A 24,097-nucleotide genomic window follows, 5' to 3' on the forward strand; every position below is an offset into this window, starting at 1 on the left:
GCTATTTCCTTTACCCGTTCAGATCGGCAAATGTTTTGCCTTCAGCCACCAGTCGCTCCAACAATGGGGCCGGTTGCCACATGAAATCGTCCTCTTGGGACAGGCGTTTGATGTCGTTCAGAATTTTGTCCAGGCCTACAGTGTCCGCATATTGCATCGGACCACCGCGCCAGCGTGGGAAGCCATAGCCATTCAACAGCGTCACATCGACATCTAGCGGACGCAGGGCAATGCCCTCTTCCAAGACGCGCGCCGCTTCGTTGATCATGGCGGCCATATAACGATCGACGATCTCTTGATCGCTGATCTCTTGTGCCTTCACGCCATTATCCGTGCGCTCAGCAGCAATGATCTCCAGAACCTCTGGGTCTGCCGACGGCTTGCCATCTTCGTAGATATAGAAACCACGGCCAGTCTTACGGCCAAAACGATCTTTCTCACAAAGACGATCCGAGAATTCCGCATACATCTCACGCGGATCACGGGTTGGTGCCAAACGCTTGCGTGTCGCCCATCCGATATCCAGGCCAGCAAGGTCAGCCACCGAAAATGGCCCCATCGCCATGCCGAAATTCACCAATGCACGGTCAACGTCATATGGGCTTGCACCCGCAATCACGACGCCGTCCATTGCTTGACGGTAATGCGACAACAAACGGTTGCCAATGAACCCATCACAAACACCAGACCGTACAGCAACTTTGCGCAGCTTCTTGGCAAAGGCAAAACCAGTCGCGACGACTTCGGCAGAGGTCTTATCCGCCACAACCACTTCAAGCAGCTTCATCACATGCGCTGGCGAGAAAAAGTGCAGGCCAATCACATCCTCAGGACGTTTTGTCATCTCGGCGATGGCGTTTACGTCCAGATAAGAGGTGTTAGAGGCCAAAATCGCGCCCGGTTTACAGATCGCATCCAGCTGGCCAAAGACGTCTTTTTTAACCTCAAGGCTTTCAAAGACAGCCTCAACAACGATGTCCGCATTCGCCAGATCCTGATAGTCAGATGTGGCCGCAAAGCGGTTTGCCAGAATGTCGTCAAACGCAGCTTGGCTTAGCTTGCCGCGCTTTACGGACCCTTCCAGCATTTTGGAAACAGATGAGGTCGCTCGATCGGCCGACGCTTGGTCCCGCTCGATCAAGGTCACGGTGAGCCCAGCAAGGAGAGAGCTAACAGCAATGCCGGCACCCATCGTACCGCCGCCCACGACCCCAATCGCGGCGATGTCACGTGGTGATACATCTTTGATTTCGGGCAACTTGCCCACCTGGCGTTCTGAGAAGAACGCATGGATCAACGCAGAACGCTGATCGCCATTCATAAGGTCTTGGAAAAATGCACGCTCTTGCGCCAAACCTTCGGTGATTGGCAGCTTGGTTGCATTTTCAATCGCGTCAACGCATTTCTGCGGCGCGAACTGGCCACGCATCTTTTTCGCCAAAGTTGCGCGGGCTGTGTCAAACAGACCATCTTCAGCGCTGTTGCATGGCAACGCACCGGTTGGACGCGCCAGCTTACCTTCAGACAACAATGTCATCGCATAAGCGATACCAGCAGTACGCGGATCATCTTGATCTGCAACCGCATCAACCAAACCAGCCTCTTGCGCCTCAGCCACTTTGATCTGACGGCCAGAGGTGATCATGTCCAAAGCCATCTTCACGGGAACAACACGTGGCAAACGCTGCGTGCCCCCTGCCCCTGGCAACAGACCCAAAGTCACTTCAGGCAGGCCAAAACGAGTGTTTGGCTGTGCTATGCGATAATGCGCACCCAATGCAACTTCTAGACCACCACCCAGAACGGTTCCATGCAGAGAAGCAACCACGGGCTTTGCAGAGGCTTCGATCGTTTCGATGACCGCAGGCAAGGATGGTTCCGCATGCGGCTTACCAAATTCACGAATATCCGCACCGGCAATAAAGGTGCGACCTTCACAGCAAATAACGACCGCTTGCACAGTTTCATTGGCATTTGCCTGAGCAACACAATCGGCCAGTCCGGCACGAACAGCTTGAGAAAGCGCGTTCACCGGAGGGTTCGACACCTCAATGACAGCTACATTTTCTACAGTTTCAATTTTTACGGCGTTGGTCATGTGTCACCTGAGTCGTGAATTGTGTGGGAAAGTCATCGCATCAATCTTCATAAATTTCAATATGTAGAATTTATTTCTGTTAAATGGAACCTAAGGTTACTTCGAATAACAGGCGAAACGCGGAAATTTTCCCGGTTTAGGCCCGTGAAAACAGCGGCATGCGCTGACCATCAGCAAGTCCGGCACACCACTTAGGCTAGCTGTTCAACTTTGATTATGATGAGCGGAACTTTGGCGCTTCCTTATTCAAGAATGCAGAAACGCCGATACTGGCCTCTTCGCCAGCCAAAGCCTGCGCCATTGTGTTGCATTCCAGATCAAGCTGAGCATCCAAGCCATTCGTTTCTGCGGCTTCCAACAGTGCCTTAATGCTACCAATCACTTTATCCGGCCCTGCGTAAATCCGTGCGGCCAATTTCTGCGCCTCCTCTAGAGCTTTCCCCTTCAAAGTCACTTCAGAAATTGCGCCCAATTCAAACAGACGCTGCGCCGAAATCGGCTCACCCAGCATAGCAAGCTTAGACACTAATGCTCGCGGAAGTGCGGCGCGCAGCGAATGGGTCACCCCACCGTCAGGCACAAGCCCAGCATTTACATAGGCCAGAATGAGCTTACTCTGCTCAGCAGCGACGATCATGTCACAAGCCATCATCAAAGACAGCCCAGCACCCGCCGCGCCACCTTCAACCGCACAAATCACCGGCTTGGTACAGGTGCGAATGGCTTTGATTACATCATGCAACGCATTGATGTTATCAAACCGCTCTTGCTCAGAAAGGCTGTTATTTTCTTTCAAAAAGTTCAGATCGCCACCCGAGCAAAAGAAATCCCCTTCTGCCGCAAGGATCACGCTTCCAATAGCAGCATCGGCACTGGCCTCTTCCAACGCCTCAATCAGTGCAAGGTTGTAGGACTCGGTCAAAGCGTTCTTGTACTTTGAGTTCGTATTCCAAAAGACGACATGCCCTTCTTGCACGTCCTTACGGAAAGTCTGCGTCATGCGCTCACCTTTCATGGCGGCACAAGGCGTGCCGTGTAACGTCAAAAATGTTAAAATACCCCTCAGAAGGCAGCGAATATGCTAACTGGAGAAGCCTTAGGATTTTCGAATTCTTCGACCGAGGCATGGGGTCCACATATGAGAGGCGCTGGGAGTGCGGGGACATTGTGGATAGCTAAAAGCGGTATGTGTAACCGGCATGCAAGATCCATGGATTTAAGTCGACTTCAGCCACAACAGGCGCACCGCCAAAACCAGGTACGGCAGGACTCACAGTGCCTGTGATCGTCGTCTTAGTGATAAGCTTATTGGCAGAGAAAAAGACGCCCTGCTTGTCATCAATCAGATAATCAAACCCAGCACGCAACACGCCACCAAAGGCGTTATCAATTGATAGGTCATTTACCGAGCCGTCGCTTTCATCAAAAACCATCGTATAGCTGATGCCAGCACCGACAAATGGCTGGAGACGCCCTTGTGGATTGAAGTGATAGTTAGCCGCCAGAATAGCCGGCCCATAGGTAACCTCACCAACATCCAAACCGGCAATTGTTCCTTCGCCAGTAATGCTACTTGTTGGGGGCGTACCGATGATACCGATCACGGAAACATTCGGGTTAAAAAAGTAACCAATGCCAACACCCAAAGCTAACTCACTGGAAACGTCGACGTTAGATGACGGCACTGCGCCACCTGCTGCCGTCAGCGATGTGCTTTCATTGAAAGCGACGCTCGCGACACCGGCTTGAACGTACCAACCACTATCACCCGCATGGGCAGCCGTAGCAGTTACCGCAACCAGCGCCAGTGCGCTGCAAAGCATTTTTGAATTCATTCTGTCCTCCCGTTAAAGCGCGATTTCCGATCAGATATCTCGCTGATGTCGCGAGAAATGCGCTATACTGAGCCTCTTCTGGGCTCGTTTCTTCGTCTTCCCCCAAAGCCTTTTTGCTTTGAGGGTCGCATTCGTTGTTATGTTCGAAAGCAACCATTTCTTAGCTTGGCAAATCCGATTTGAACCAACCCCAGCCTTTAGGCGGGGTCGGTTGGATTTTTTTATTTAGGGCTTAGGCCCCCATCAATTTCAGAACCAATTTCGAGATCGGCCCATACGGCGGATACAGCAACTTCACCCCAGTGAAATGCCCAAGCCCCTTTTGCTCAAAGACCGATTTATAGTGGCTGAACGTATCAAAGCCTTCTTTGCCGTGATAAGCACCCATGCCACTTTGACCGACACCACCAAAGGCGAGGTCTTCTTGGATATATTGCAGCAAGGCTTCGTTCACACCCATGGAACCCGAATGCGTTTTCCGCATCACTTCACGGCGCACCAATTGGTCACCGCTAAAGCAATACAGCGATAGCGGGCGTTCATTGGCGCTGATATAGGCAATGGCGTCTTCGATCTTATCGTAGCCAACGATCGGCAAAATCGGACCAAATATCTCTTCCTGCATCAGCGCACAATCTTGTGGCGCATTCAGTACGATGGTCAGAGGGAACTTATAGGTGGAATCCACCACGCTTTCCGTAATGCCATCTGGCTGAATGATCGTCGCGCCTTTTTCTTCGGCTTCTTTCAGCAGGTCCTTCAAACGGCGGAAAAAGCGTTCCGAAATGATCGCGGTATAATCGTAATCCAAGATCGAATTGTAGAACTTCTTAAAGTTCTTCAGCACCTCTTGGCCGAATTCCTCGACATGTTTGTTTGGCACCAATGCATAGTCTGGAGCGATACAGGTCTGGCCTGCATTAAACGACTTACCCCAGGTGATCCGCTCGGCAGCTTCTTTCACCGAATAATCCGGTGCAACAATTGCCGGGCTTTTTCCCCCCAGCTCCAACGTGACCGGTGTCAGGTTTGGCGCAGCAGCCGCCGCGATCAATTTACCCACACGCGTCGACCCAGTGAACAGCAGGCGATCAAATGGCAGGCTCGAGAAATGTGGCGCAAGCGAAGGGTCACCCTGCACAACTGTGACAATCTCAGGCTCAAAAGTGTCTGCCAACAAATCCGCCAGATACTTGGCAAGATTTGGTGTTTCTTCAGAAAGCCAGAGCATCACAGTATTGCCCGCAGCCAATGCGGCCACCAAAGGCGCAATACTTAGGTGCAGCGGATAATTCCAAGGCGCCATAATGCCAACCACGCCCAAGGGCTGCGGCATCGCATAACATTTCGCTGGCAACGACCAGAAAGAGGTGTGGCGTCTCTTAGCCTTCATCCACTTCTTCAGGTTCTTCTCAGCATAGTGAATGGCCCCATGGCTACCAAGGATTTCAGCAATCAACGTCTCAGAGCGCGCACGGCACCCGAAATCCTTGTTAATCGCAGAGATGAGCCCTTCCTTGTGTTTCCCCAAAGCGCCAGCCAATTTGTGAAGACGATCCAAGCGCGTCGCGAGGCTGGGGTAAGGGTCAACTTCAAAGGCCGCCTTTTGCTTTTCGAATATTGGACGAATGTGGTTCATGAATCTTCTCCCTTAAAATCTCATTAAAGGAAGCAATTCGACCATCGCCCGAACTTAAGGATGGGTTTTCCCATTCGTTTCGTAATTAGAACGTACAATAACGGAAATTGGAGGAACCAATGGTCAAGATTATCATTGTCGACGCTGATAAAGCAGCTCATGAACTTGAAGTGACCGCAGGCACCACGCTGATGGAAGCGGCAAAAAACAACTCGATTCGCGGCGTTGATGCAGACTGCGGCGGCGCAGCTGCATGTGGCACCTGCGCCATGTCGTTTTCACCGGACTGGTTGCACCTTCTAGAGAGCCGCAGTGAAGAAGAAGACGACATGTTGGAATTCTCTGTCGAATCCCCAGAAAAATGCCGCCTGACCTGTCAGATCACCCTAACCGACGAAATGGACGGCCTACACGCGACAGTCGAAACAGAACAATAAGCCTATAAAAGCCCGCATTTGCGGGCTTTCGCCAAAGCACCCATGCGGTTCTTAACACCAAGCTTTTGAAACACGTTGTGCAGGTGCCACTTAACCGTGGCGACTGACAGCACCAGATGAGCTGCCAATTGCGCATTGGTCATGCCGCTTTCAATAAGTTGCAACAGTTCGACCTCGCGATTGGTCAAATCCTCTACAATCCATCCGTCATCCGCATCGGCCTCAGCCTCACTCGCTTTCGGGTCGCACGGATCCACCAGACGCAAAATTTTGAATTCTGGCGCTTCCAGAATCAAATCTTCCGACGTCCCGACCTTACGTCGCATTTCAACGATGCTCTTCAAAATGGGGCGCACATACCCAGCGAATTCGATAAAGGGAACGTAGATTCCATGCTTGTCTGCAACCTGCGACGTGCGCGACAACTCGCGTGCTGCGTCGTTGTGCCGGCCAGCCTGAAAATAGGCGTGTGACTTTAGAATGCTAAGGGTCAGCAGCTCTTCCTGCGGCCAGCGGTTTTTCAACCTGCGCTCAAGATCCTCAACCGTTTGCGCGGCCTCATCAAATGCCCCTTCGGCAATTGCCACCTCGGCCATAATGCGGCGCTGACACACAGCAATAATCTCATTGGGCTTGCTGAACCGTGTACCCCAACTGCCATCATATACGCCCCATTGCTCTGCAATTCGGCGTGCAGTCTCGGCCTCTTGTCGACGACTGTAATGTGAAATCTGCAAACACACCGTCATAAAGGCAAGACTTGGCAATCCGTTGCGTAAACCCAGCGTTTGACCGCGCTCTAGAATCTCAAGCGCCCGCGCCGGGTTGCCATTGATTGCCGCCGTTCCGGACCGAACTTTGTGCGAAATTAGCAGCGGCTCCAACGGCCCGTAGGTCGCCGAATACCCTGTGCCAGAAGCCAACTCGATCTGTGCCAAAGGCACATCACCGCTAAGATAGGCTAGATTGGCTGCCAACATATGCACCATCAAACCAAGCAAGGTGTTTTCACCCTCTTCGCCCGAGGCCTCTAGCGCACGTTTCAACGGCGCCTTGGCCGCATCCAAGTTGCCCATGCGGCAATGCACCATAACCTCGATGCAATCGGCCCAAAGCCAGACATATGGCAACCCGGCCTGCATGCCCAAAACACGTGCACTCATCGCTTCTTTGATAGCGGCGCCCGCACGGTTGTTGGCCATCTGACAATAGGCCGTCACATTGGCCATAATACCCTGCACCCCGGCTTCACACGCAGGCCATCGCTTACGCGTTTCCGAAATCATCTCTAGCGCTGCTTCCGTGTCATCCTTAGCGGCCCGCGCCAGCGCTTCGACGGTTTCCGCATAGGCCAGCGTCTCTGCCACAGCTAAATCGCTGGTATCAGCGCCCTGCATGGCGTCACGAATACGGGCAACAATTTTCAAAGCCGGATCGGTGGAATGTGTGAACGCCAGTGAAAACGCATAATCCAACATCATCGCCGGATAGCGCTCCTGATGCTCAGAGGGCAAACGCTCGATCCAACGGATCAGCAGATGATTATCACCATTCTGGCGCGCGATACGCGGAGCAGACTCGCTGATAATCCGGGCAGCCTCGTCAAAATCTTTGATATCCAGCAGGTAATTTACCGCCTCATCCAGAAATCCATTCTCTAGGCACCATTGGCTTGCCTTATGGTGGATGTCGGATTTCGAAAAATTCGGATCATTTTGCGCTGTCTCAAGGAGAAATTCCGCAAACAGATGGTGGTACCGATACCAAGTCGCGGTTTCATCCAGCGACACAAGAAACAGGTTGGTATCCATCAGCCATTGCAGAATAGCCTTATTGCCCTTTTCCCCGCGCACGAATTCACACATCGGCACGCAAAACCGGCTTAGCGGCGCTGTACTTAGCAAGAAGTCCCGAACGCCTTCGGGCACGCGCTCCATCACATTGTCATAAAGATAGCGCGCCACGCGCTCTTTTGATCCGCTGAACTGTGACGGAATCGACGATATGCGCTTGGTCGACGTATTCATCGAAATCGATGCAATCTGCAGCCCGGCAACCCAGCCTTCTGTTGAATTCAGAATCTCAGAAACATCCGAAGGCAAAAGCGAACGCAGTTCTGACCGTTCAAAGAATGTCTCAGCCTCAATCTGCGAAAACTTCAACTGTCCTGCATCAACAACGACAAAACTACCTTCCATCTCCCGCCGATCAAATTCCAAACGCGGCACAGTACGAGACGAAATGTACACCCGAAGTGAGTTAGACTTAGAATCCAGAAAGCGCCCGAAACCACGCATCAGGCTGGGATTTTTAATAAAGTGGAAATCGTCAAAGAACAGGGCAGTTGGTTCAGATACACGCGCCGCCGCCTGGCTGATCAGCGCAAAGGCAACGTCAAATTCTTCTTCTTCAGCAAAGCTGGTCTGCTGGAACAACTCACGCCGGTCGATAACTCTTGCCTCAGACAGCATCTGAACAAAATATCCAAAAAAGGTCTGTGGTTGATCATCCAATGTATCAAAACTCAACCAAGCAGTGCGCTGACCTGCGGCTGTCACCGTATCAAACAACTGTCGCATGATCGTTGTTTTGCCGTATCCTGTTGCGGCAACAAAAAGCGCAGACTCTGATGACAGGGCTTTGAATCGCGTGACGATCTTGCCGCGCGTGACGTTCGACTTTGTTAACTTTGGCGATTGCAGCTTGGTATCAATCAAGATGCTACCATCTTGGTTCCCTTGCTTCTCATCCATGACCTTCTCCCTACAGTCTTTCTAACAGACTGAAATCACGAGCTCCCTAACCTAAAGTTTGGGGTCGCTTTCGATCAGTTGCCCTAAATATCGAGAAAATAAAACACTGGGAGGACAGTATGTCAGATCACCTGCATACGAACAGACTGATTAAACACGGAATTCTCGTGATGATCGTGGGGCTATTTAGCGGATTCGGACTAACGTTTTCGATTCTAGGCCAAATCAGCCTATCGCCAATTCCATTCGTCATCGACTACGAGCTACCGGGCACCACGTCCGCATGGGCACGGATGCACACCGGCTGCCTAATGAATGGTCTGATGCTTTTGGCCTTTGCTGCATTGCGTCCACGTTTCACGCTCAGCAGTAGTCAAGAATCCTCAATCAGCAAAAGCCTAGTCTTTATCGCCTGGGCGAACGTGCTGTTTTATTTTTTCGGCGCGTTCTCTCCAAACCGGGGTCTAGCGTTGAACGAAACACCGGCAGGTGGCGCAAACTGGGCATCTTATGTCGCCTATGTTCCCGCGGTCATCGCAGCAGTTCTACTTTTGCTCGTTCTGATCCGCCTACTGGCGAACCTACCGAGCAAACGACATCTGTAAGCGGCATCTACCGCGACACAGTCAAAGGAGGAGGAAGTCATGACTAAGATCACTGACGAACACCCAATGGACAACATAAAGGTGCGTACCCTGAAGTTTGAAACTTCAGAGATGGAGTCACCAGTTTGGAGCAAATCTTGCCCAGAATTCGCGATATTTATCAACGCTCTAGGGGTCCATATCCCCTATTTCGAACGCTACTTGATCGCAGCCCTTGGCAAAGCCAAGAAAGAAATCACCGATGATCAGCTGCGCAGCGATGTGTCAGACATCATCGGACAAGAAGCGCATCACGCTAAGAACTTTATCGACTTCAACAAGTACTTGGCGGATTGCTATCCAAAAGGCGACGCGCTGGACAAACACGCCAAAAAAGACTTTGCCACTATGGCACGCAAAGACGATTTGCGCCGTCTTGTCGGCTTCACTGCGGGGTATGAAACCTTCACATTTCTCGCGGGCATGATCATCTTAGACAACTATGAAAAGTGGATGCACGACGCCAATCCGATCGTGCGCGCGCTTTGGGTCTGGCATCAGGTCGAAGAAGTGGAACACGGTGCCGTGGCCTTTGAGGCCTATCAACACCTCTTTGGCGAAGATGAATGGTACCGCCGCCGCATGGTCGGCGAGGCCCTTTGGCACATCACCAAAGAAACCTGCAAAGCCTACTTCCACATGTGTAAAGTCGAGGGTTACTTCAAATCCGTTCGTGGCACTTGGAAAAGCATCAGCTTCTTGACCAAAACCATGGCGCAAATGGCTTGGCTCGCAAAACCGGTATTGAAACGCAACTATACTCCTCGCGACCACCCGCTCGTGAACCAACGCAAAAATCCTGTCGGTTTTGCATGGCGCAACTGGGAAAGCGATGGCGGCGAAGTGCTCTCTATTGATCACAGCCGTATGGCGCGAATCCTCATGTACGAAATGCCTGACTAAGATCATCCGAACCTAAAACTCGAGAGATCGCTTCAGTCCAAAGGAAAAGAAATGCTTGGAAAAATGATGGCGCAGCAACTGACTATCGGTTCTGCGATCGACCACGCTGAAAGATACCACGCCGCAACCGAAGTTGTCGGCATCGAAACCAATGGCACCAAGACAAAAAGCAACTGGAGATCAGTTGCTAAACGCGCGCGCCAATTGGGCAGTGCCCTCACAAAGGCCGGCCTAAACAAAGGCGACCGCATCGCGACCATCGCTTGGAACAACCTGCGCCACCTAGAGATTTATTTTGGTAGTTCTAGTGCTGGTTATGTCTGCCACACGATCAACCCTCGCCTTTTCCCGGCGCAGTTGGAATATATCGTAACCCACGCAAAGGACCGCATCCTGTTTGTGGATGAAACCTTTGCGCCCATCGTGGCCAATTTGGCTGACAAGTTGACCGTGCTAGATCGCATCGTCATCATGGCACCAAAAACCGATGCTTTGGCAGAGCTGTTGCCACGGGCCGAGTTCTACGAAGATTTCATCGCCACAGGCGATTCTAATTTCACTTGGCCAAATTTCGAAGAAAACCATGCCTCCAGCCTGTGCTACACATCCGGCACAACGGGTAATCCCAAAGGCGTGGCCTATACGCACCGCAGCACCATCTTGCATTCCATGGCTTTGATGGCTGCAGACGCGATGGCCATCAGCGCCAAGGAATCTGTGCTGACCGTGGTGCCAATGTTTCATGTGAACGCATGGGGTATCCCATATGCTGCGGCAATGTCTGGCTGTAAGTTGCTATTGCCGGGTCCAAAACTGGATGGCGAAAGCCTGTTGACCTTGATCAACGAAGAACAAGCCACATTTGCGGCTGGCGTTCCAACGATTTGGGGCGGGTTGTTGCAGGCCTTGACAGCGAACAAACCAGAAAACCTATCGCTGAAACGCACTGTCGTTGGCGGCGCGGCTTGTCCACCGTCGATGATGGACACATTCCGCAAAGGCTTTGGCGTCGAAGTCATTCACGCTTGGGGCATGACCGAGACTAGCCCGCTGGGGGTCATAAACCAGCTAAAAAACGCGCAGCTTTCGTTGTCAGAAGATGAACAAAATCAAATACGCGTCAGTCAGGGCCGTCCCCCCTTTGGCGTGCAGCTTCGTCTGTTGGATGACGAGGGTGCCGAGATCAAAACAGGTTCCGGAGGCACCGGTATTCTGCAAATCAAAGGCCATTGGATCGTGCAGCGATATTTCAACGCAGAAAACGACGCGACCGAAGACGGTTGGTTTGACACTGGTGATATTGCAGCAATGGATCAGGACGGTTTCATCACCATCTTGGATCGCTCCAAAGACCTGATCAAATCGGGTGGTGAATGGATTTCCTCGGTAGAATTGGAAAACATCGCAATCGCTCATCCAGAAGTCATGGACGCTGCCGCAATCGCGGTTCCGCATCCAAAGTGGGACGAACGTCCAATTATTCTGGTGAAACTGGTCGAAGGTGCATCTCCCTCCGAGGCAGACATCCTAAGCATCTACCGCGATAAAATTGCCAATTGGCAAATCCCTGATCGGGCGATCTTTGTGGACGAAATCCCACGCAACGCGACAGGCAAGATTGTTAAAAATCAGCTGCGCGAAAAATTTGGAAGCGTTTCCTTAGACCCCTGATTTGAGGACATTCCGAACAGACTGTCAGGATTAGGTGCAATCCCTTCTCCTCCCAAGATACATCCTGACAGTCGCTGTTTACCCGCCCCTCAAATGAAAGACATACAATGACTGGAACCCTGGTAATCGGCGCCGGCCAGGCCGCCGCGTCCTTGGCAATCAAACTCCGCGCGCTGGGGTATGATGCCGATATTACGATCATCGGCCAAGAGCCCACGCCCCCCTATCAGCGCCCTCCCCTATCCAAGGCCTTTCTGCGTGGCGATCTAACCGAAGATCGCCTGTTGCTGCGCCCGGCTGCGTTCTGGGCGGACAACAATATTTCGCTACTGCTGGAAGAAACGGCCACCCAAGTGGACGTCGCAGGCAAAACCGTCACCACAGACAAGAGCGCAACGCTTTCGTTTGATCATCTGGTTTTCGCCACCGGTGCCACCCCGCGCCACCTACCGGATGCAATCGGTGGCGCGTTGGGTAACGTCTTTTGCATACGTGGCAAAAACGACGTGGCCCAGCTCGCCCCACAATTGAAACCCGGCAAGAAACTGGTCGTGATCGGTGGCGGCTACATCGGACTAGAAGCCGCCGCAGTGGCGCGCAAGCTCGACATGGATGTCACCCTGATCGAGTCGCAACCTCGCATCTTGCAGCGCGTCGCCGCACAAGAAACCTCGGACTACTTCCGTAAGTTACACCAAGACAATGGCGTCAACGTTCTAGAAAACACCCCTATTCAGGGTCTGGTTGGTGATCAGGATGTGTCAGGTGTTGCGCTTCAAGACGGCTCTGTCCTTGCGGCTGATCTGGTCATCACTGGCATCGGCGTCACACCCAACTCCGAGATCGCCGACGCCGCGGGCATCAAGGTGCTCAACGGCATCATAACCGATGACCATTGCCGCACCTCTGCGGACAACATCTGGGCCATTGGAGATTGCGCCTCTTTCGCCTATCGCGGCGAAACGATCCGCCTAGAAAGCGTCGGAAATGCTATTGATAGCGGCGACTGCGTGGCCGCCAATATCGCAGGCACGGACACGCCCTATGTTCCAAAACCGTGGTTTTGGTCTGATCAGTACGACACCAAACTACAGATTGCCGGCCTAAACCTTGGATACACCGAAGTCATCACCCGCAATGACGCAGCAGCCGCAGGTTTGTCGTTTTGGTACTATCAGAACGACACGTTGATCGCCGTGGATTCCGTAGGAGATCGCAAAGCCTATCTCGGTGGTAAGAAGATGATAGAAACCGGCATCTCCCCCCTGAAATCAGACGTGGCCGACGTCACCAAATCTGTAAAAGAGATCATGTTAGCAGGTTAATTCCGCCAAAATCTCAACACAAAACAATACACCATAATCAAACTAAAAAGAGCACGGAGTTAACTCGACCCCGTGCTCTTTTTAGTTCATTTCATTCTGAAATGGCTCGCCACAGCCGCCGAGCAATGTGGTCATCTTGACTTTTCCCGAGTGAAATCCTGATAGCCGGGCTCAAGTCCTTTTTCCGGGGTAGAAACCAAACCTACACAAGATCTACTTTTTGCCCGTTCCGGCTGAGCTACGCGTACTCTATCCCAGCCCTTGCAGGTTGGGCCTGAACGCCTGGACGTGTCGCGGAATTGTGCCGCCGCAAGTGCTCGCTTAAGCCACCTTACGCTCGAATGCGACGGGGCTTTTCCAGCCGAGTGCTGAGTGTCGGCGGCGCGGATTGTAGATGCCGTTGATGTATTCCACCGGCCGGCAGTTGATACGCAATATCAATGAGAGTGGGAGATCGCCATTTCAGCTTTTCGTCGCGTATCCCATTGATGCCGCCAGATTAGCTCAGCCTTGATGGTTTTGAAGAATGTCTCAACAACCGCAATATCGTAGCAATTACCTTTGACAGACTTCAATACCTTGAACCCATGCAGGCGCGGGAGTTTGTGGTAGTCGTTTGAACAATATTGCGACCCGCGACCCGCGCTCCGTGTGATGAATGCAGCCTTTGGGCCGTTGCGGGAACGCGATGGCTATCTCCAATGCCCGGACCGCGAGGTCGCGTTTCATGCGGTTTCTCACGGCCTAGCCGATGACGCGCCGGGAATGCAGATTAAGATCACGGCCAGATACAACCAGCCCTCACGCGTCCAGACATAGCTGATATCACGCGCCCATTTCTGGTTCGGTTCATCTGCCGTGAAGTTTCTACCAGGCAGGTTGAGGGCGATGTTGAACTTATGATTGCTGTCAGTCGTAACTTTGTTTTTGCGTGTTTTGACCATGGATATGCGTTCTGGCGCATCAAGCGTCCGACACGGTGGTGCCCGACATCCAGACCAAATCTCTTTAGCTCTTCAGTCATCCTTGGCCGATCGTAGCAGCCAAGGCTGAGACACGATTGTTCTTTGATGTGAGCCAACGTGACCAGATCAGACCGCTGCCTGCGGCTGACAGGTCGACTGCGATACGCCCGTAGTCCACGCGTGTCGACGCCAACGACATCACACAACCGATTTGGGTGAGCTGCTGTTCAGCCTTGCTGCAACCGCCAGACTGCTCGATTGCTAAATCAGGAAAGGCTTGTTGTTTGTTCTAATGCGCAGGATTAAGCCGCTAGAAAGCCCCCATCCACTACCAATTCCGTTCCTGTGACAAAGGAGCTCTCATCAGACAACAGAAATAGAACAGCGTTTGCAATTTCTCTCTCATCTGAAAGCCTCCCCATTGGGTATCTTGCTATTAAACTTTCTCGCAAACCCTGTGTATTGCGAAACAGCTCTTGTACCAAAGGTGTCTCACAATGTCCCGGGCAGACCAAGTTAACTCTTATGGAAGATTTTGCGTAGTCCAACGCCATGTTACGCGAAAAGCTAACCAGTGCTGCCTTCGATGCCGCATATGCGCAACTTTTTGACACCCCTGTGAACGACGTAATCGATCCGGCTGGGACAATCGAACCACCGCCCGCTCTTTCCAGAAATGGAATAGTCTGTTTGCAAGTTAAGAACACGCCTTTCAAATTTACTTGCATGATCCTGTCCCAGTCACTTTCAGGCATATCCACGACCGTGCCATTCGTCGTGATCCCGGCGCAGGCAAATACGCCATCTAGCTTTCCAAATCGCTCCACGGACTTTTGCACCACAGCTTCAAGACTTTCATGGCATGTTACATCCACTTCCTGAGCATATGCGATATAGCCATCGGCGTTAATGGCATTCGCGACTTTCTGCGCGGCACTAAAATCTAAGTCGCCAACCACAACCCTTGCACCCTCTATTGCAAGGCGTTGCGCAGTGGTCGCCCCTAACCCGGAACCACCACCTGTTACAAAAACGGAACGTCCATTCATTCTCACTTTCTGATCCTCACACTTGTATTTCACTAAGGTCAAACAAAACTCGACCCTCTTTTCCGCCAACGAGGCGAACAATTTCGCCCGTAATATGGCCACTCAATTGGCCGGAAATCAGAAAGGCCACAGCGTTTGCAACATCTTCAGGTGTAGCAAACTTCCGGAGGCTTGCAGTTTGGAGTACTTTTTTCATTTCTTCCTCCGCATCAAGTTTTGCCTTGATCATTCTTGTGCGAACAAAACCAGGCGCAACCAAGTTTACGCGTCCTTGAGGAGCAAGCCGGATAATTTCATCCTTGAGAGTAGGCAGAAGGCCGTTTGTCATAGCACTTTTCGCGGCCGAATAATCAGCGAGTCCAGGTTGTCCCCAAACGCCTGACATAGAACCAATCAAAACAACTGAAGGGTCTTGAACACTCGCATTTTTCAGTTGGCCCAAATATCCTCGAGTGCTTAAGAAAACAGATGTCAGATTCCGATCAACGGTCGTGTTCCACTGACTAAGCGACATGTCCACGAGAGGAACCTGCTCCTCCTGCAAATAGCCCGCGTTGCATACAAAATCATGAATGATCTTGTCAGAAGAGATGTTTGCAAACATGTCATTCACATCCTCCTCAACGGTCAGATCAGCATGTACTATAGTGGCTCCGTTAGTTTGGAACGCATCTTCGCGCGCTAATGCTTCAATCCGATTTCTGGAGGACTGATAGTGTAAAAAACATGGGCGCCGGCGGACGCTAGAATGCGAGCTGTTGCTGCGCCAATGTCCCCGGATGCGCCGGTAACCAATACGTTTCGACCATGCATAGTGGTGTCCATTTTTGCTGCCCTCAATTTTGATGGGTGCTGCACCGCAACAGCTCAATACTGTTCCCACGTGGCACTACTTAGAACCAAAAAACTTTGTTTGGCCGAGCGCGGTTAGAAACCAACTTTACTGATTGCAAAGCATTTCTTGATATAGATAGGCACGTGCCATTCGGTGCGCAGCCCGGCTTCCATCACAAATGAATCCCCAGCTCTAATGATACGGGTGGAGCGGTCTGCCAAGTTTGTGACTTCGGCCTCGCCTTCAAGTATATGGCAAAATTCAGTGATGCCTTCCATCGTCGCACGAAACCGGCCCGCATTAGATTCCCAAATGCCAAATTTTGAGCCACTTTGGGTGTCATCACTGTAGAGCCAAACGCCCTGCTCTGCTTTTCCGGCAATCAGATTTACCTCGTCATTTTTGACGACGCGCGGCACTTCCGGAGCACCGAACAGGATGAAACTGGGTTGCACCGTTGTGTGAATGAAGTTCTGAGCGTTCATTAGGGTCACTCCCGTTTTTTGAAGGAAAAGGACCGGGCTTTTGAAAAGCCCGGTCTAGTGAAAGCTAATCCATTACACAGGAGATCAGCTTTGAATGTAGACCATATGAGTTTGAGTAAATTCATAGAGGCCATGTTTACCGTCCGCCCCGCCGATTCCGGATTTGCGAACACCGGCGTGGTAGCCCTGCATGGCTTCAAAATTGTTGCGATTGATGTAGGTCTCGCCGAATTTCAGTTCGCGGCAAGCCTGCATCGCGGAGTTGATGTCGCGCGTGTAGATAGATGAGGTCAGGCCATAATCACTGTCATTAGCGCGTGTGATAGCTTCGTCGATGTCTTTAACTGTATTGACGGGCAAGACTGGGCCAAAGACTTCTTTTTGAATGATCTCGCTGTCCTGAGCACAGCCTGTTAGAACTGTCGGCTGATAGTAGTTACCCTGACCCAAGTCAGCCACTTCGCCACCTGTCACAACCGATGCACCGGCCGCTTTTGCACGTTCAACAAGACCAGCGACCTTATCCAATCCGGCCTTATTGATCATGGGTCCGTAGGCGACGGTAAAGTCCTCTGCCGGGTTACCAAATTTCTGCTCGGACATCTTTTGGGACAACTTAGCAACGAATTCATCCTCGACGCTTGCTTCCACGTAAACACGCTCAGCACAATTACAGACCTGTCCAGAGTTGATGACACGTGAAGCAACGATTGCATCAGCTGCCAAATCCAAATCCGCGTCTTTCAGGACAATCGCGGGAGCCTTCCCGCCGAGTTCAAGATTTACCTTGGTAATATTCTTTGCTGCCGCGCCCATGATACGAGAACCGGTCTCAACGGAGCCCGTGAAGCTCAACAGGCCAACATCTGGGCTTTCGCAAAGTGCGGCACCTGAAACAGCACCGCGGCCGTAAACCATGTTCACAACACCTTTTGGCATGTCGGTTTCCGCAAGCAGATCCATGAACATCGCAGCATTGTTAGGTGTTTCCTCAGACGGCTTCAGAACAATGGTATTGCCTGTCAGAAGCGCAGGCGCGAGTTTGCGGGCGATCAGGAAGAACGGGAAATTCCAGGGCAGGATACCACCCACGACGCCAATAGCTTGCCGGAACAAAAAGATGCTTTCTTTCGGGTTATCAGACGTGACAATTTCACCTTCAAGCCGGCGTGCCCACTCAGCCATATAGTCGATGTAGTCGGCAGTGAAGTTCACTTCGACTTCCGCCAGACCCATGGTTTTGCCCTGCTCAGCCACGATTGCCTTTGCAAGGGCAGGTACGTTTTGACGAATTTTTGCGGAGATCTGACGGAGGTAACCCGCCCGCTCAATTGGAGCTTTTGCTTCCCATGATTTCTGTGCTGCCTTGGCAGAGGCAATCGCGTCTCCGACGGCTTCAGGCGAGGTTTCCGGAATTTCCGACAAAACCGCACCAGTCGCTGGATTGAGCACTGGGATCATACCCTGAGCCTTCGCATCGACAAATCCGCCATTGATGAAGTTGCGGTGTTGAATTGTCATTCTTTTCTCCCGATCATTCCCTGTAACAGTTCTGTAATTCAGAACAAATCTATTGCAATACGATACTTACTCCCAAATTCGATTCTGTCAACCGTTGAGGTCAGAAACGAAAAAAGGCGCGGAAAAACCGCGCCTTTATCAGGAATACAGCTCAAAATCATCGCGTTTCGAGATAGTCCAGAAGCCGCATGAACCAGATCGCAGTTCCCATTCCAACCATTTTGGTTCGCCTAAAAGAGAAGTTCTTTATCTGTGTAACAGGCAACGCAAGCGCGCCAGGATCTTTGCCCAAAACACGTTCGGCCAAAACGCGCCCCACCACAATGGACATCGCGACGCCCCGTCCATTGTAGCCGAGACCCGCCAAAATACCCGGTTGTGGTTCATGAAGGTGCGGTAGGTGATCATCTGTGATGGCGATATGCCCCCCCCATTCATGCGTCCACTGAGCACCATTGAGTTGAGGGTACACGCGCTCAGCGTCTTTCCTAAGCCAATCATATCCTGCCATACTGCCATCAGATTGTGGTTTACCGAGCCCACCATAAACCAAGCGATTGTCGGGCTCCCGTCGCGCATACATTATGACACGCCGGCTGTCAGAGATTGTATGACCTTCAGGAAGAATGGTTTGAATGATACTTTCGGGAAGCGGAGCCGTTGAAACTTGAATGGGTGTCATAGGCAAGATACTATTTGAGAGCCCCGGCAACAGATCATCTGAATAAGCATTGGTTGCCACAATCACCCAATCCGAAACTACGGATCCAGAAGGCGTTTTTGCAATCCACTTCTGCCCGTCTTTGCTGATTTCAAGCACTGGGCTTTTTCCGTAGAACCTAACCCCTTGATCACTGGCGGCCTTGGCCAGACCCTGCGCAAGCATCTTTGGATGAACCGCACCACCTTTATGTGCGATGACACCAGACAAATAGGAAGATGTTCCGGCAAGCCGGTGTAATTCGCCCCCTTCAACAACCTCAGCCGTCGATCCATATTCGCGCCAATTCGCTATATCTTGTAACGAACTGCGGTGGGCGCGGTTGCTGTGGTTCACACGCAACCACCCTCTTTGACGGGCTTGGCAATCGATTTGATGGGTGCGCACAAGATCAAACAACTCATCAGCGGAGTTTAGGGAAGCCTGTGTGATCCTCTCAAAATATTTGTTTCCCAAAAGCTGCCGAAGTTTCTTTGGCGAATTGAACGGAAGCAGCGGATTAACTTGCCCACCAGTTCGACCGGACGCTCCACGAGCAACGTCTGCCGCATCGAGAACCACAACGTCTGTTCCAGCCGCTGCCAGCTTCAGCGCCGCCCGTAGTCCTGTAAACCCTGCACCAATGACTGTGACATCCGCCGTGATCGCCTCCTGTAGAGGGGCGTGTGGTTTATCTGGCGGAGCAGTGGCCTGCCAGAGCGATGCTGTAGCGTCGGGAGAAGGCGGCGTATTGTGAATCATTTTAATCTCGCATTGCAGAACTCACCTATCAATATGCGAGACTATGGTAGGCCTGGTCAAGATGGGGATTAACTTGGTCGCCAACCAATGATTTTCGAAATCCCCTGAGCAGCTTCAATTAAAAGTTCAGATTGTGCGATGACTGAATCCGTATCTGCCGTATGCTCAAGCGCCCAAAGAGAAAGGCAGGCAACAACATCGTCTTGCTCGTTGAAAATTGGCGCTGCAATGCCAGTCACCTGTAAAAACTCCTCTTTTATGGCTTTTCCGAAGCCATTGTTCTTTGTCTCCCAAAGGGAACGCTTCATCTGATCCAAAGAGGTAAGCGTGAATTCGGTGAACTTTTCGAAATCCAAGTCATCGAGCAATTCTTGCCTCCGTGCGTCCGACAGATGAGCCAGAAACACTTTGCCAGCCGCTGTACAATGAAGCGGTGCATGATCTCCAGAATGCGCAGCATAACGCACGGGCGTCTGTTCGACGGTTCGCAAATAAAGAATCGTTTGGCCATCTAAAATCGACAGGGCCGCGTTCATTTCTGTGGTTTCACTCAGGCGGTTCATGGGCTCTGCAGCGACTTGTTGCAGATCGATTCTTCGCCAGGCTGAGCGTGCCCATTGGTGCAAACGGCTTCCTGTACGATATGTGCGGGAAGGCTTGTCATATTCGATAATCCCTTCGCCTTGAAGTACTGCAAGAATGCGGTGGCAGGAACTTTTCACAAATCCTGTGCTTTCAACAATCTCTGAAAAAGCAAGAGGTTGGCGCGCCTCGGACAAAACATCCAACACAATCGCGCATTTCGTGACAATCGAACTCTCAGTGGGTCTGCCCATGTTTCCTCACATTAGCCTATTGCAATGTAGAACTATCCGGTGCCTGTGCACTTGGCAACCTCTTGGCAAGAGCGCCAAATTTCCCAGCACAAATAAAATATTGACGCAGCATCGTAGCTTTGCCTACTATCGTCTTGCGGAACTAGTGTTCTGTAATGCAGGATTTCTTAAAAATAGCCGTGACGAACGGCATCGATCCAACAGGAGACAAAAGATGAAAAAGTTGATCACGGCACTTGTCGCTGGAACGGCATTGAGCGCCTCTATGCTCCCGGTCCAGGCTGGTGGGCACCTTGAAGAAATTACGGTCGCCTATTTCTTGGAGTGGCCGCTACCTATGATGGAATCCAAAGCAAATGAAACCTATGACGAAGCGCTTGGGCTAAAGGTCAATTGGGTAAGCTTTGATACTGGGACAGCCATGAGTGCGGCTATGGCGTCAGGAGACGTTCAAATTGCAGTCAGCCAGGGCCTTCCACCATTTGTTGTCGCAGCCTCCGCAGGCCAGGACCTGCAAGTTGTTGATGTGGCGGTGACTTATTCAGAGAATGACAACTGTGTTGTATCTTCAGATCTTGAAGTTGACAAATCCAACGCGTCTGAGCTTGCTGGTAAGAAAGTGGCCGTCCCGTTGGGAACCGCTGCACACTACGGCTTCCTACGTCAGATGGATCACTTCGGCATCGACCTCGCCAGCCTTGAAGTTGTCGATATGGCACCACCAGAAGGTGCAGCAGCACTGGCTCAAGGTGCTATCGACTTTGCATGTGGTTACGGCGGTGGCCTGACGCGAATGAAGGAACACGGCAACGTTCTTCTAACCGGTGCTGAAAAAGAAGACCTAGGCATTCTGGTGTTTGACGTGACTTCCACGACTGCGTCTTTTGCGGCTGAAAACCCAGATGTGGTAGCAACATTCCTGAAAGTTACAGCTGATGCGAACGCACGCTGGACTTCTGGCGAAGGTGGCGATGAAATGCTAGCAGTTCTGGCAAAAGAAGCCGGTATGGATCTTGATGCAGCACGCGGCGCGATTGCTACCATGGGCTTCCCAAGCCTTGATGAGCAGCTCAGCGGTAAATGGATGGGCGGCGGTATTCAGACCTTCATGAAGGGTGTGGCCGATGTATTCGTAGCTGCGGGCAGCATTGGCGCAGCCCAAACGAGCTACGAGGACAACGTCAACATCGAAACCATGCAAATCGCCAACGAAGGCTGATTTACATGACGGCAGAGCCACCTCCCCGGCTCTGCCTATTTCACCCCCCCAATTTTCCAATTGAGGTCAATCAAAACCTCAATCCATCCTTTTCAGGAGGGAACATGACAGGATTATCAATCGAGAACATCTCGATGCGCTTTGACTTACCTAACGGTGGTCACGTTCAGGCGCTTCAGGATGTCAGCCTTGATCTGAAGCAGGGCGAGCTCATGAGTGTGCTTGGCCCATCAGGTTGCGGTAAAACCACACTCCTCAATATCGTCGCAGGATTTCTTGCACCAACTTCAGGCCAGATGTTGCTCAATGGACATTCAGTTCATGGACCTGATGCTGAACGCGGCATGGTTTTTCAAAGAGGCGCGCTGTTTGAATGGATGAACGTTCGCGAAAACGTCAGTTTTGGCCCTCGCATGGCAGGCCAATCTGAAATGCAATATGGCGCTGAAGTTGATCATTTGCTGGAAGTTGTTGGTCTTCAAGACTTCAAGGAAAAAGCCATTTATGAACTTTCAGGTGGTATGCAGCAACGTGTGGCCTTAGCGAGATGTTTGGCCAATCATCCTGATGTGATCCTGATGGATGAGCCGCTCGGTGCCCTGGACGCGTTGACGCGCGAAAAGATGCAGTCTTTGGTGCTGAAACTGTGGAAAGAGACTGGCAAGACCATCATCTTGATTACTCACTCCGTTGAAGAAGCACTCTTGTTGGGTGAGCGCCTCTTGGTGATGGCACCTCGTCCAGGTCGCATACATACAGAATATCGTCTGCCCTTTGCAGATTTAGGTGTTGGTCAAGATTTGCGCGAAGTAAAGAAACACCCTGACTTCGCCTTAAAACGCGACGAAATCCTCAGCATGATTTGGGACATGGAAGAAGAAATCATGGGTCGTACGGAGGATGCAGCGTGATCCCTATTCTGATTTATGCAGGCATCTTCATAGCCTCTTTCTTAATCGCGAAAACCATTTCAGGCCAAGCGACCAAGAGCGGTTTCAACTCGCTTAAGACAGTCACATTCGGTGACGAGAGCGCGGTAACATCAGACCGCAAAGCCTCTGTCATCTCAATCCTGACGATATTCTTGATCTGGGGTGCGTTCACGGGGTCCAATATGCTGCCCGGATTTTTACATGCGCCAGGTCCATTCACTGGCGAAGCCAGCTTCAACTATACAGTTGAGGCTTCTGATGGCCAACAGGATGACGCATCTGTAGCGGTCCTGGTCTACGAAGGGACAATCAAGCCTGAGGTTCCGGAAGTTGAAGCCGGAGACGGCTTTGCCAAAAATGACTCGCTGATCATCGCGGCCTACCGCAGCAATTTGGCTCGTTTAGATCGCAATGACGAGCAAGGTCGCAAGGAAGGTGCAAAAATCATCGCTGTAAACGGCCAGGCAATTGCCCCGAGCGAAGAGATTGAAACCGATTTCGGTCGCATCGCAATGTCACAGCGAGGCACATTGAACATCGTGCCCAAAAGCGGCTGGCAGATGGAGCCGATCTGGCTTCCAGCTCCAGAAGCTGTGTTTAAACGCCTCGGTGAGATCGCCAGCGAAGGCTTTCGTAACTATACTCTAGGTGAGCACCTTGGGTACTCTCTGTTCCGCGTTATCGCAGGCTTCATCTTAGGCGCGCTCGTCGGGATTCCATTGGGCTATGCGATGGGCCTGTCCAATTGGTTTCGCGGATGGTTCGATCCGATTGTCGAGTTCATGCGTCCAGTCCCTCCATTGGCATTGATTCCGTTGGTCATCATCTGGGCGGGCATCGGAGAATCTGGTAAGATAATCCTTCTCTTCCTGGCCGCTCTCTGGATCATGGCGATTGCGGCAAGATCTGGTGTGTCCGGTGTGAATATTTCTAAAGTTCATGCCGCCTATTCTCTTGGGGCTTCTAAGGCGCAAATCATGCGTCATGTCATCATACCAAACAGTCTGCCGGAAATATTCACCGGCGCGCGGGTCGCCATGGGAGTTTGTTGGGGTACAGTTGTTGCTGCGGAACTAGTTGCAGCGGAAAAAGGGGCAGGCATGATGATCATGGTTGCATCCAAATTCCAAAGTACCGACATCGTCCTTATGGGCATCATCCTGATTGGTGTAATCGGTTTTGGCATTGACGTTCTTATGCGATGGGCTGAACGAAAGCTCGTCCCTTGGAAAGGTAAAAGTTAAGTAATGCAGCGAGTATCTGGTCGCCGCAGTCCAAAGAAAATGAATTTATTCTGAGTGCAAACGGTAACTTTGGGCCGTCCGTCAAGGATGGCCCTTACTACTAGATACCAACGGTTTCGACGTAGCAAGCGCATCGTGAAGCGAACGCCTATGGCAATTTAATCGCTGCCTTTCCAGGGCAGTTGGTGTCATTGCACGACTGCCCCCGAAACAATCAACAGACGGTAATCACAAAACTCAGCTA

Annotated in this window: 19 protein-coding genes and 1 pseudogene; 8 read left to right on the top strand and 12 right to left on the bottom strand. The window is 51.6% G+C overall.

Features of this window, described 5'->3' with window-relative positions; genetic code table 11:
- Window positions 1–10 precede the first annotated feature (10 nt).
- The 4 genes from ABXG94_RS08870 to ABXG94_RS08885 form a co-directional block, all read right to left on the bottom strand.
- Window positions 11–2,098 carry a 3-hydroxyacyl-CoA dehydrogenase NAD-binding domain-containing protein gene (locus ABXG94_RS08870; RefSeq protein ID WP_353533604.1) on the bottom strand — a complete coding sequence of 696 codons (2,088 nt, stop codon included), beginning with the start codon at window positions 2,096–2,098 and terminating at the stop codon, window positions 11–13.
- A 214-nt stretch (window positions 2,099–2,312) separates the two neighbouring features.
- Complete coding sequence (locus ABXG94_RS08875; RefSeq protein WP_353533605.1) at window positions 2,313–3,098, bottom strand: oxepin-CoA hydrolase, alternative type; 786 nt, start codon at window positions 3,096–3,098, stop codon at window positions 2,313–2,315.
- Between the two features lie 175 nt (window positions 3,099–3,273).
- Window positions 3,274–3,933, bottom strand: coding sequence for an OmpW/AlkL family protein (locus ABXG94_RS08880; protein WP_353533606.1), 660 nt, complete (start codon window positions 3,931–3,933; stop codon window positions 3,274–3,276).
- A 232-nt stretch (window positions 3,934–4,165) separates the two neighbouring features.
- Window positions 4,166–5,572 (bottom strand): coniferyl aldehyde dehydrogenase, encoded by a 1,407-nt coding sequence (locus ABXG94_RS08885; RefSeq protein WP_353533607.1) that lies wholly within the window; start codon window positions 5,570–5,572, stop codon window positions 4,166–4,168.
- Window positions 5,573–5,691: 119 nt separating this feature from the next.
- Here ABXG94_RS08885 and ABXG94_RS08890 point away from each other — a divergent pair, with 119 nt between their 5' ends.
- A complete protein-coding gene (locus tag ABXG94_RS08890; RefSeq protein ID WP_353533608.1) occupies window positions 5,692–6,009 on the top strand; it encodes a 2Fe-2S iron-sulfur cluster-binding protein in 318 nt (105 codons plus the stop codon).
- A 2-nt stretch (window positions 6,010–6,011) separates the two neighbouring features.
- Here the strand turns inward: ABXG94_RS08890 and ABXG94_RS08895 are convergent, their stop codons facing one another.
- Window positions 6,012–8,762: a winged helix-turn-helix domain-containing protein gene (locus ABXG94_RS08895; RefSeq protein ID WP_353533609.1), complete on the bottom strand. Its 2,751-nt coding sequence runs from the start codon at window positions 8,760–8,762 to the stop codon at window positions 6,012–6,014.
- 119 nt (window positions 8,763–8,881) lie between these two features.
- Between ABXG94_RS08895 and ABXG94_RS08900 the strand changes: the two genes are divergently transcribed.
- From ABXG94_RS08900 to ABXG94_RS08915, 4 genes are all read left to right on the top strand, one after another.
- Window positions 8,882–9,367 carry a styrene oxide isomerase gene (locus ABXG94_RS08900; RefSeq protein ID WP_353533610.1) on the top strand — a complete coding sequence of 162 codons (486 nt, stop codon included), beginning with the start codon at window positions 8,882–8,884 and terminating at the stop codon, window positions 9,365–9,367.
- A gap of 39 nt (window positions 9,368–9,406) precedes the next feature.
- Window positions 9,407–10,309, top strand: coding sequence for a metal-dependent hydrolase (locus ABXG94_RS08905; protein ID WP_353533611.1), 903 nt, complete (start codon window positions 9,407–9,409; stop codon window positions 10,307–10,309).
- Between the two features lie 51 nt (window positions 10,310–10,360).
- Entirely contained in the window at window positions 10,361–11,980 is a 1,620-nt protein-coding gene (locus tag ABXG94_RS08910) for a long-chain fatty acid--CoA ligase (RefSeq protein WP_353533612.1), read from the top strand.
- 107 nt (window positions 11,981–12,087) lie between these two features.
- Window positions 12,088–13,305: an NAD(P)/FAD-dependent oxidoreductase gene (locus ABXG94_RS08915; RefSeq protein WP_353533613.1), complete on the top strand. Its 1,218-nt coding sequence runs from the start codon at window positions 12,088–12,090 to the stop codon at window positions 13,303–13,305.
- 321 nt (window positions 13,306–13,626) lie between these two features.
- Here ABXG94_RS08915 and ABXG94_RS08920 read toward each other — a convergent pair.
- The 7 genes and pseudogenes from ABXG94_RS08920 to ABXG94_RS08950 all read right to left on the bottom strand — a co-directional run.
- Window positions 13,627–14,479, bottom strand: a pseudogene (locus tag ABXG94_RS08920) (IS3 family transposase); the annotation flags it as partial.
- A gap of 93 nt (window positions 14,480–14,572) precedes the next feature.
- Window positions 14,573–15,319 carry an SDR family NAD(P)-dependent oxidoreductase gene (locus ABXG94_RS08925; protein WP_353533614.1) on the bottom strand — a complete coding sequence of 249 codons (747 nt, stop codon included), beginning with the start codon at window positions 15,317–15,319 and terminating at the stop codon, window positions 14,573–14,575.
- Between the two features lie 16 nt (window positions 15,320–15,335).
- Window positions 15,336–16,202, bottom strand: a complete 867-nt coding sequence (locus ABXG94_RS08930) for an SDR family oxidoreductase (RefSeq protein WP_353533615.1) — start codon at window positions 16,200–16,202, stop codon at window positions 15,336–15,338.
- 44 nt (window positions 16,203–16,246) lie between these two features.
- Window positions 16,247–16,639 (bottom strand): cupin domain-containing protein, encoded by a 393-nt coding sequence (locus ABXG94_RS08935; RefSeq protein WP_353533616.1) that lies wholly within the window; start codon window positions 16,637–16,639, stop codon window positions 16,247–16,249.
- An 84-nt stretch (window positions 16,640–16,723) separates the two neighbouring features.
- Window positions 16,724–18,160: an aldehyde dehydrogenase gene (gene aldA / locus ABXG94_RS08940; RefSeq protein WP_353533617.1), complete on the bottom strand. Its 1,437-nt coding sequence runs from the start codon at window positions 18,158–18,160 to the stop codon at window positions 16,724–16,726.
- Window positions 18,161–18,317: 157 nt separating this feature from the next.
- A complete protein-coding gene (locus ABXG94_RS08945; RefSeq protein WP_353533619.1) occupies window positions 18,318–19,622 on the bottom strand; it encodes an NAD(P)/FAD-dependent oxidoreductase in 1,305 nt (434 codons plus the stop codon).
- A gap of 68 nt (window positions 19,623–19,690) precedes the next feature.
- Window positions 19,691–20,413, bottom strand: a complete 723-nt coding sequence (locus ABXG94_RS08950) for an IclR family transcriptional regulator (protein WP_353533620.1) — start codon at window positions 20,411–20,413, stop codon at window positions 19,691–19,693.
- Between the two features lie 259 nt (window positions 20,414–20,672).
- Here ABXG94_RS08950 and ABXG94_RS08955 point away from each other — a divergent pair, with 259 nt between their 5' ends.
- The 3 genes from ABXG94_RS08955 (at window position 20,673) to ABXG94_RS08965 (ending at window position 23,853) form a co-directional block, all read left to right on the top strand.
- Window positions 20,673–21,677: a taurine ABC transporter substrate-binding protein gene (locus ABXG94_RS08955; protein ID WP_353533621.1), complete on the top strand. Its 1,005-nt coding sequence runs from the start codon at window positions 20,673–20,675 to the stop codon at window positions 21,675–21,677.
- 104 nt (window positions 21,678–21,781) lie between these two features.
- Complete coding sequence (locus ABXG94_RS08960) at window positions 21,782–22,588, top strand: ATP-binding cassette domain-containing protein (RefSeq protein ID WP_353534034.1); 807 nt, start codon at window positions 21,782–21,784, stop codon at window positions 22,586–22,588.
- Window positions 22,585–23,853, top strand: a complete 1,269-nt coding sequence (locus ABXG94_RS08965; protein ID WP_353533622.1) for an ABC transporter permease — start codon at window positions 22,585–22,587, stop codon at window positions 23,851–23,853. The genes ABXG94_RS08960 and ABXG94_RS08965 overlap by 4 nt, the downstream gene beginning before the upstream one ends.
- The last annotated feature ends 244 nt before the right edge of the window (window positions 23,854–24,097 follow it).

The sequence above is a fragment of the Cognatishimia sp. WU-CL00825 genome (assembly GCF_040364665.1).
Classification (GTDB): domain Bacteria; phylum Pseudomonadota; class Alphaproteobacteria; order Rhodobacterales; family Rhodobacteraceae; genus Cognatishimia.

Bases quoted from the DNA above. Each gene is read 5' to 3' on its own strand.
- ABXG94_RS08945 (WP_353533619.1), bottom strand. From the start codon at position 19,622: ATGATTCACAATACGCCGCCTTCTCCCGACGCTACAGCATCGCTCTGG.
- aldA (WP_353533617.1), bottom strand. From the start codon at position 18,160: ATGACAATTCAACACCGCAACTTCATCAATGGCGGATTTGTCGATGCG.
- ABXG94_RS08875 (WP_353533605.1), bottom strand. From the start codon at position 3,098: ATGACGCAGACTTTCCGTAAGGACGTGCAAGAAGGGCATGTCGTCTTT.
- ABXG94_RS08955 (WP_353533621.1), top strand. From the start codon at position 20,673: ATGAAAAAGTTGATCACGGCACTTGTCGCTGGAACGGCATTGAGCGCC.
- ABXG94_RS08925 (WP_353533614.1), bottom strand. From the start codon at position 15,319: ATGAATGGACGTTCCGTTTTTGTAACAGGTGGTGGTTCCGGGTTAGGG.
- ABXG94_RS08960 (WP_353534034.1), top strand. From the start codon at position 21,782: ATGACAGGATTATCAATCGAGAACATCTCGATGCGCTTTGACTTACCT.
- ABXG94_RS08905 (WP_353533611.1), top strand. From the start codon at position 9,407: ATGACTAAGATCACTGACGAACACCCAATGGACAACATAAAGGTGCGT.
- ABXG94_RS08895 (WP_353533609.1), bottom strand. From the start codon at position 8,762: ATGGATGAGAAGCAAGGGAACCAAGATGGTAGCATCTTGATTGATACC.
- ABXG94_RS08870 (WP_353533604.1), bottom strand. From the start codon at position 2,098: ATGACCAACGCCGTAAAAATTGAAACTGTAGAAAATGTAGCTGTCATT.
- ABXG94_RS08915 (WP_353533613.1), top strand. From the start codon at position 12,088: ATGACTGGAACCCTGGTAATCGGCGCCGGCCAGGCCGCCGCGTCCTTG.
- ABXG94_RS08935 (WP_353533616.1), bottom strand. From the start codon at position 16,639: ATGAACGCTCAGAACTTCATTCACACAACGGTGCAACCCAGTTTCATC.
- ABXG94_RS08910 (WP_353533612.1), top strand. From the start codon at position 10,361: ATGCTTGGAAAAATGATGGCGCAGCAACTGACTATCGGTTCTGCGATC.
- ABXG94_RS08890 (WP_353533608.1), top strand. From the start codon at position 5,692: ATGGTCAAGATTATCATTGTCGACGCTGATAAAGCAGCTCATGAACTT.
- ABXG94_RS08885 (WP_353533607.1), bottom strand. From the start codon at position 5,572: ATGAACCACATTCGTCCAATATTCGAAAAGCAAAAGGCGGCCTTTGAA.
- ABXG94_RS08880 (WP_353533606.1), bottom strand. From the start codon at position 3,933: ATGAATTCAAAAATGCTTTGCAGCGCACTGGCGCTGGTTGCGGTAACT.
- ABXG94_RS08900 (WP_353533610.1), top strand. From the start codon at position 8,882: ATGTCAGATCACCTGCATACGAACAGACTGATTAAACACGGAATTCTC.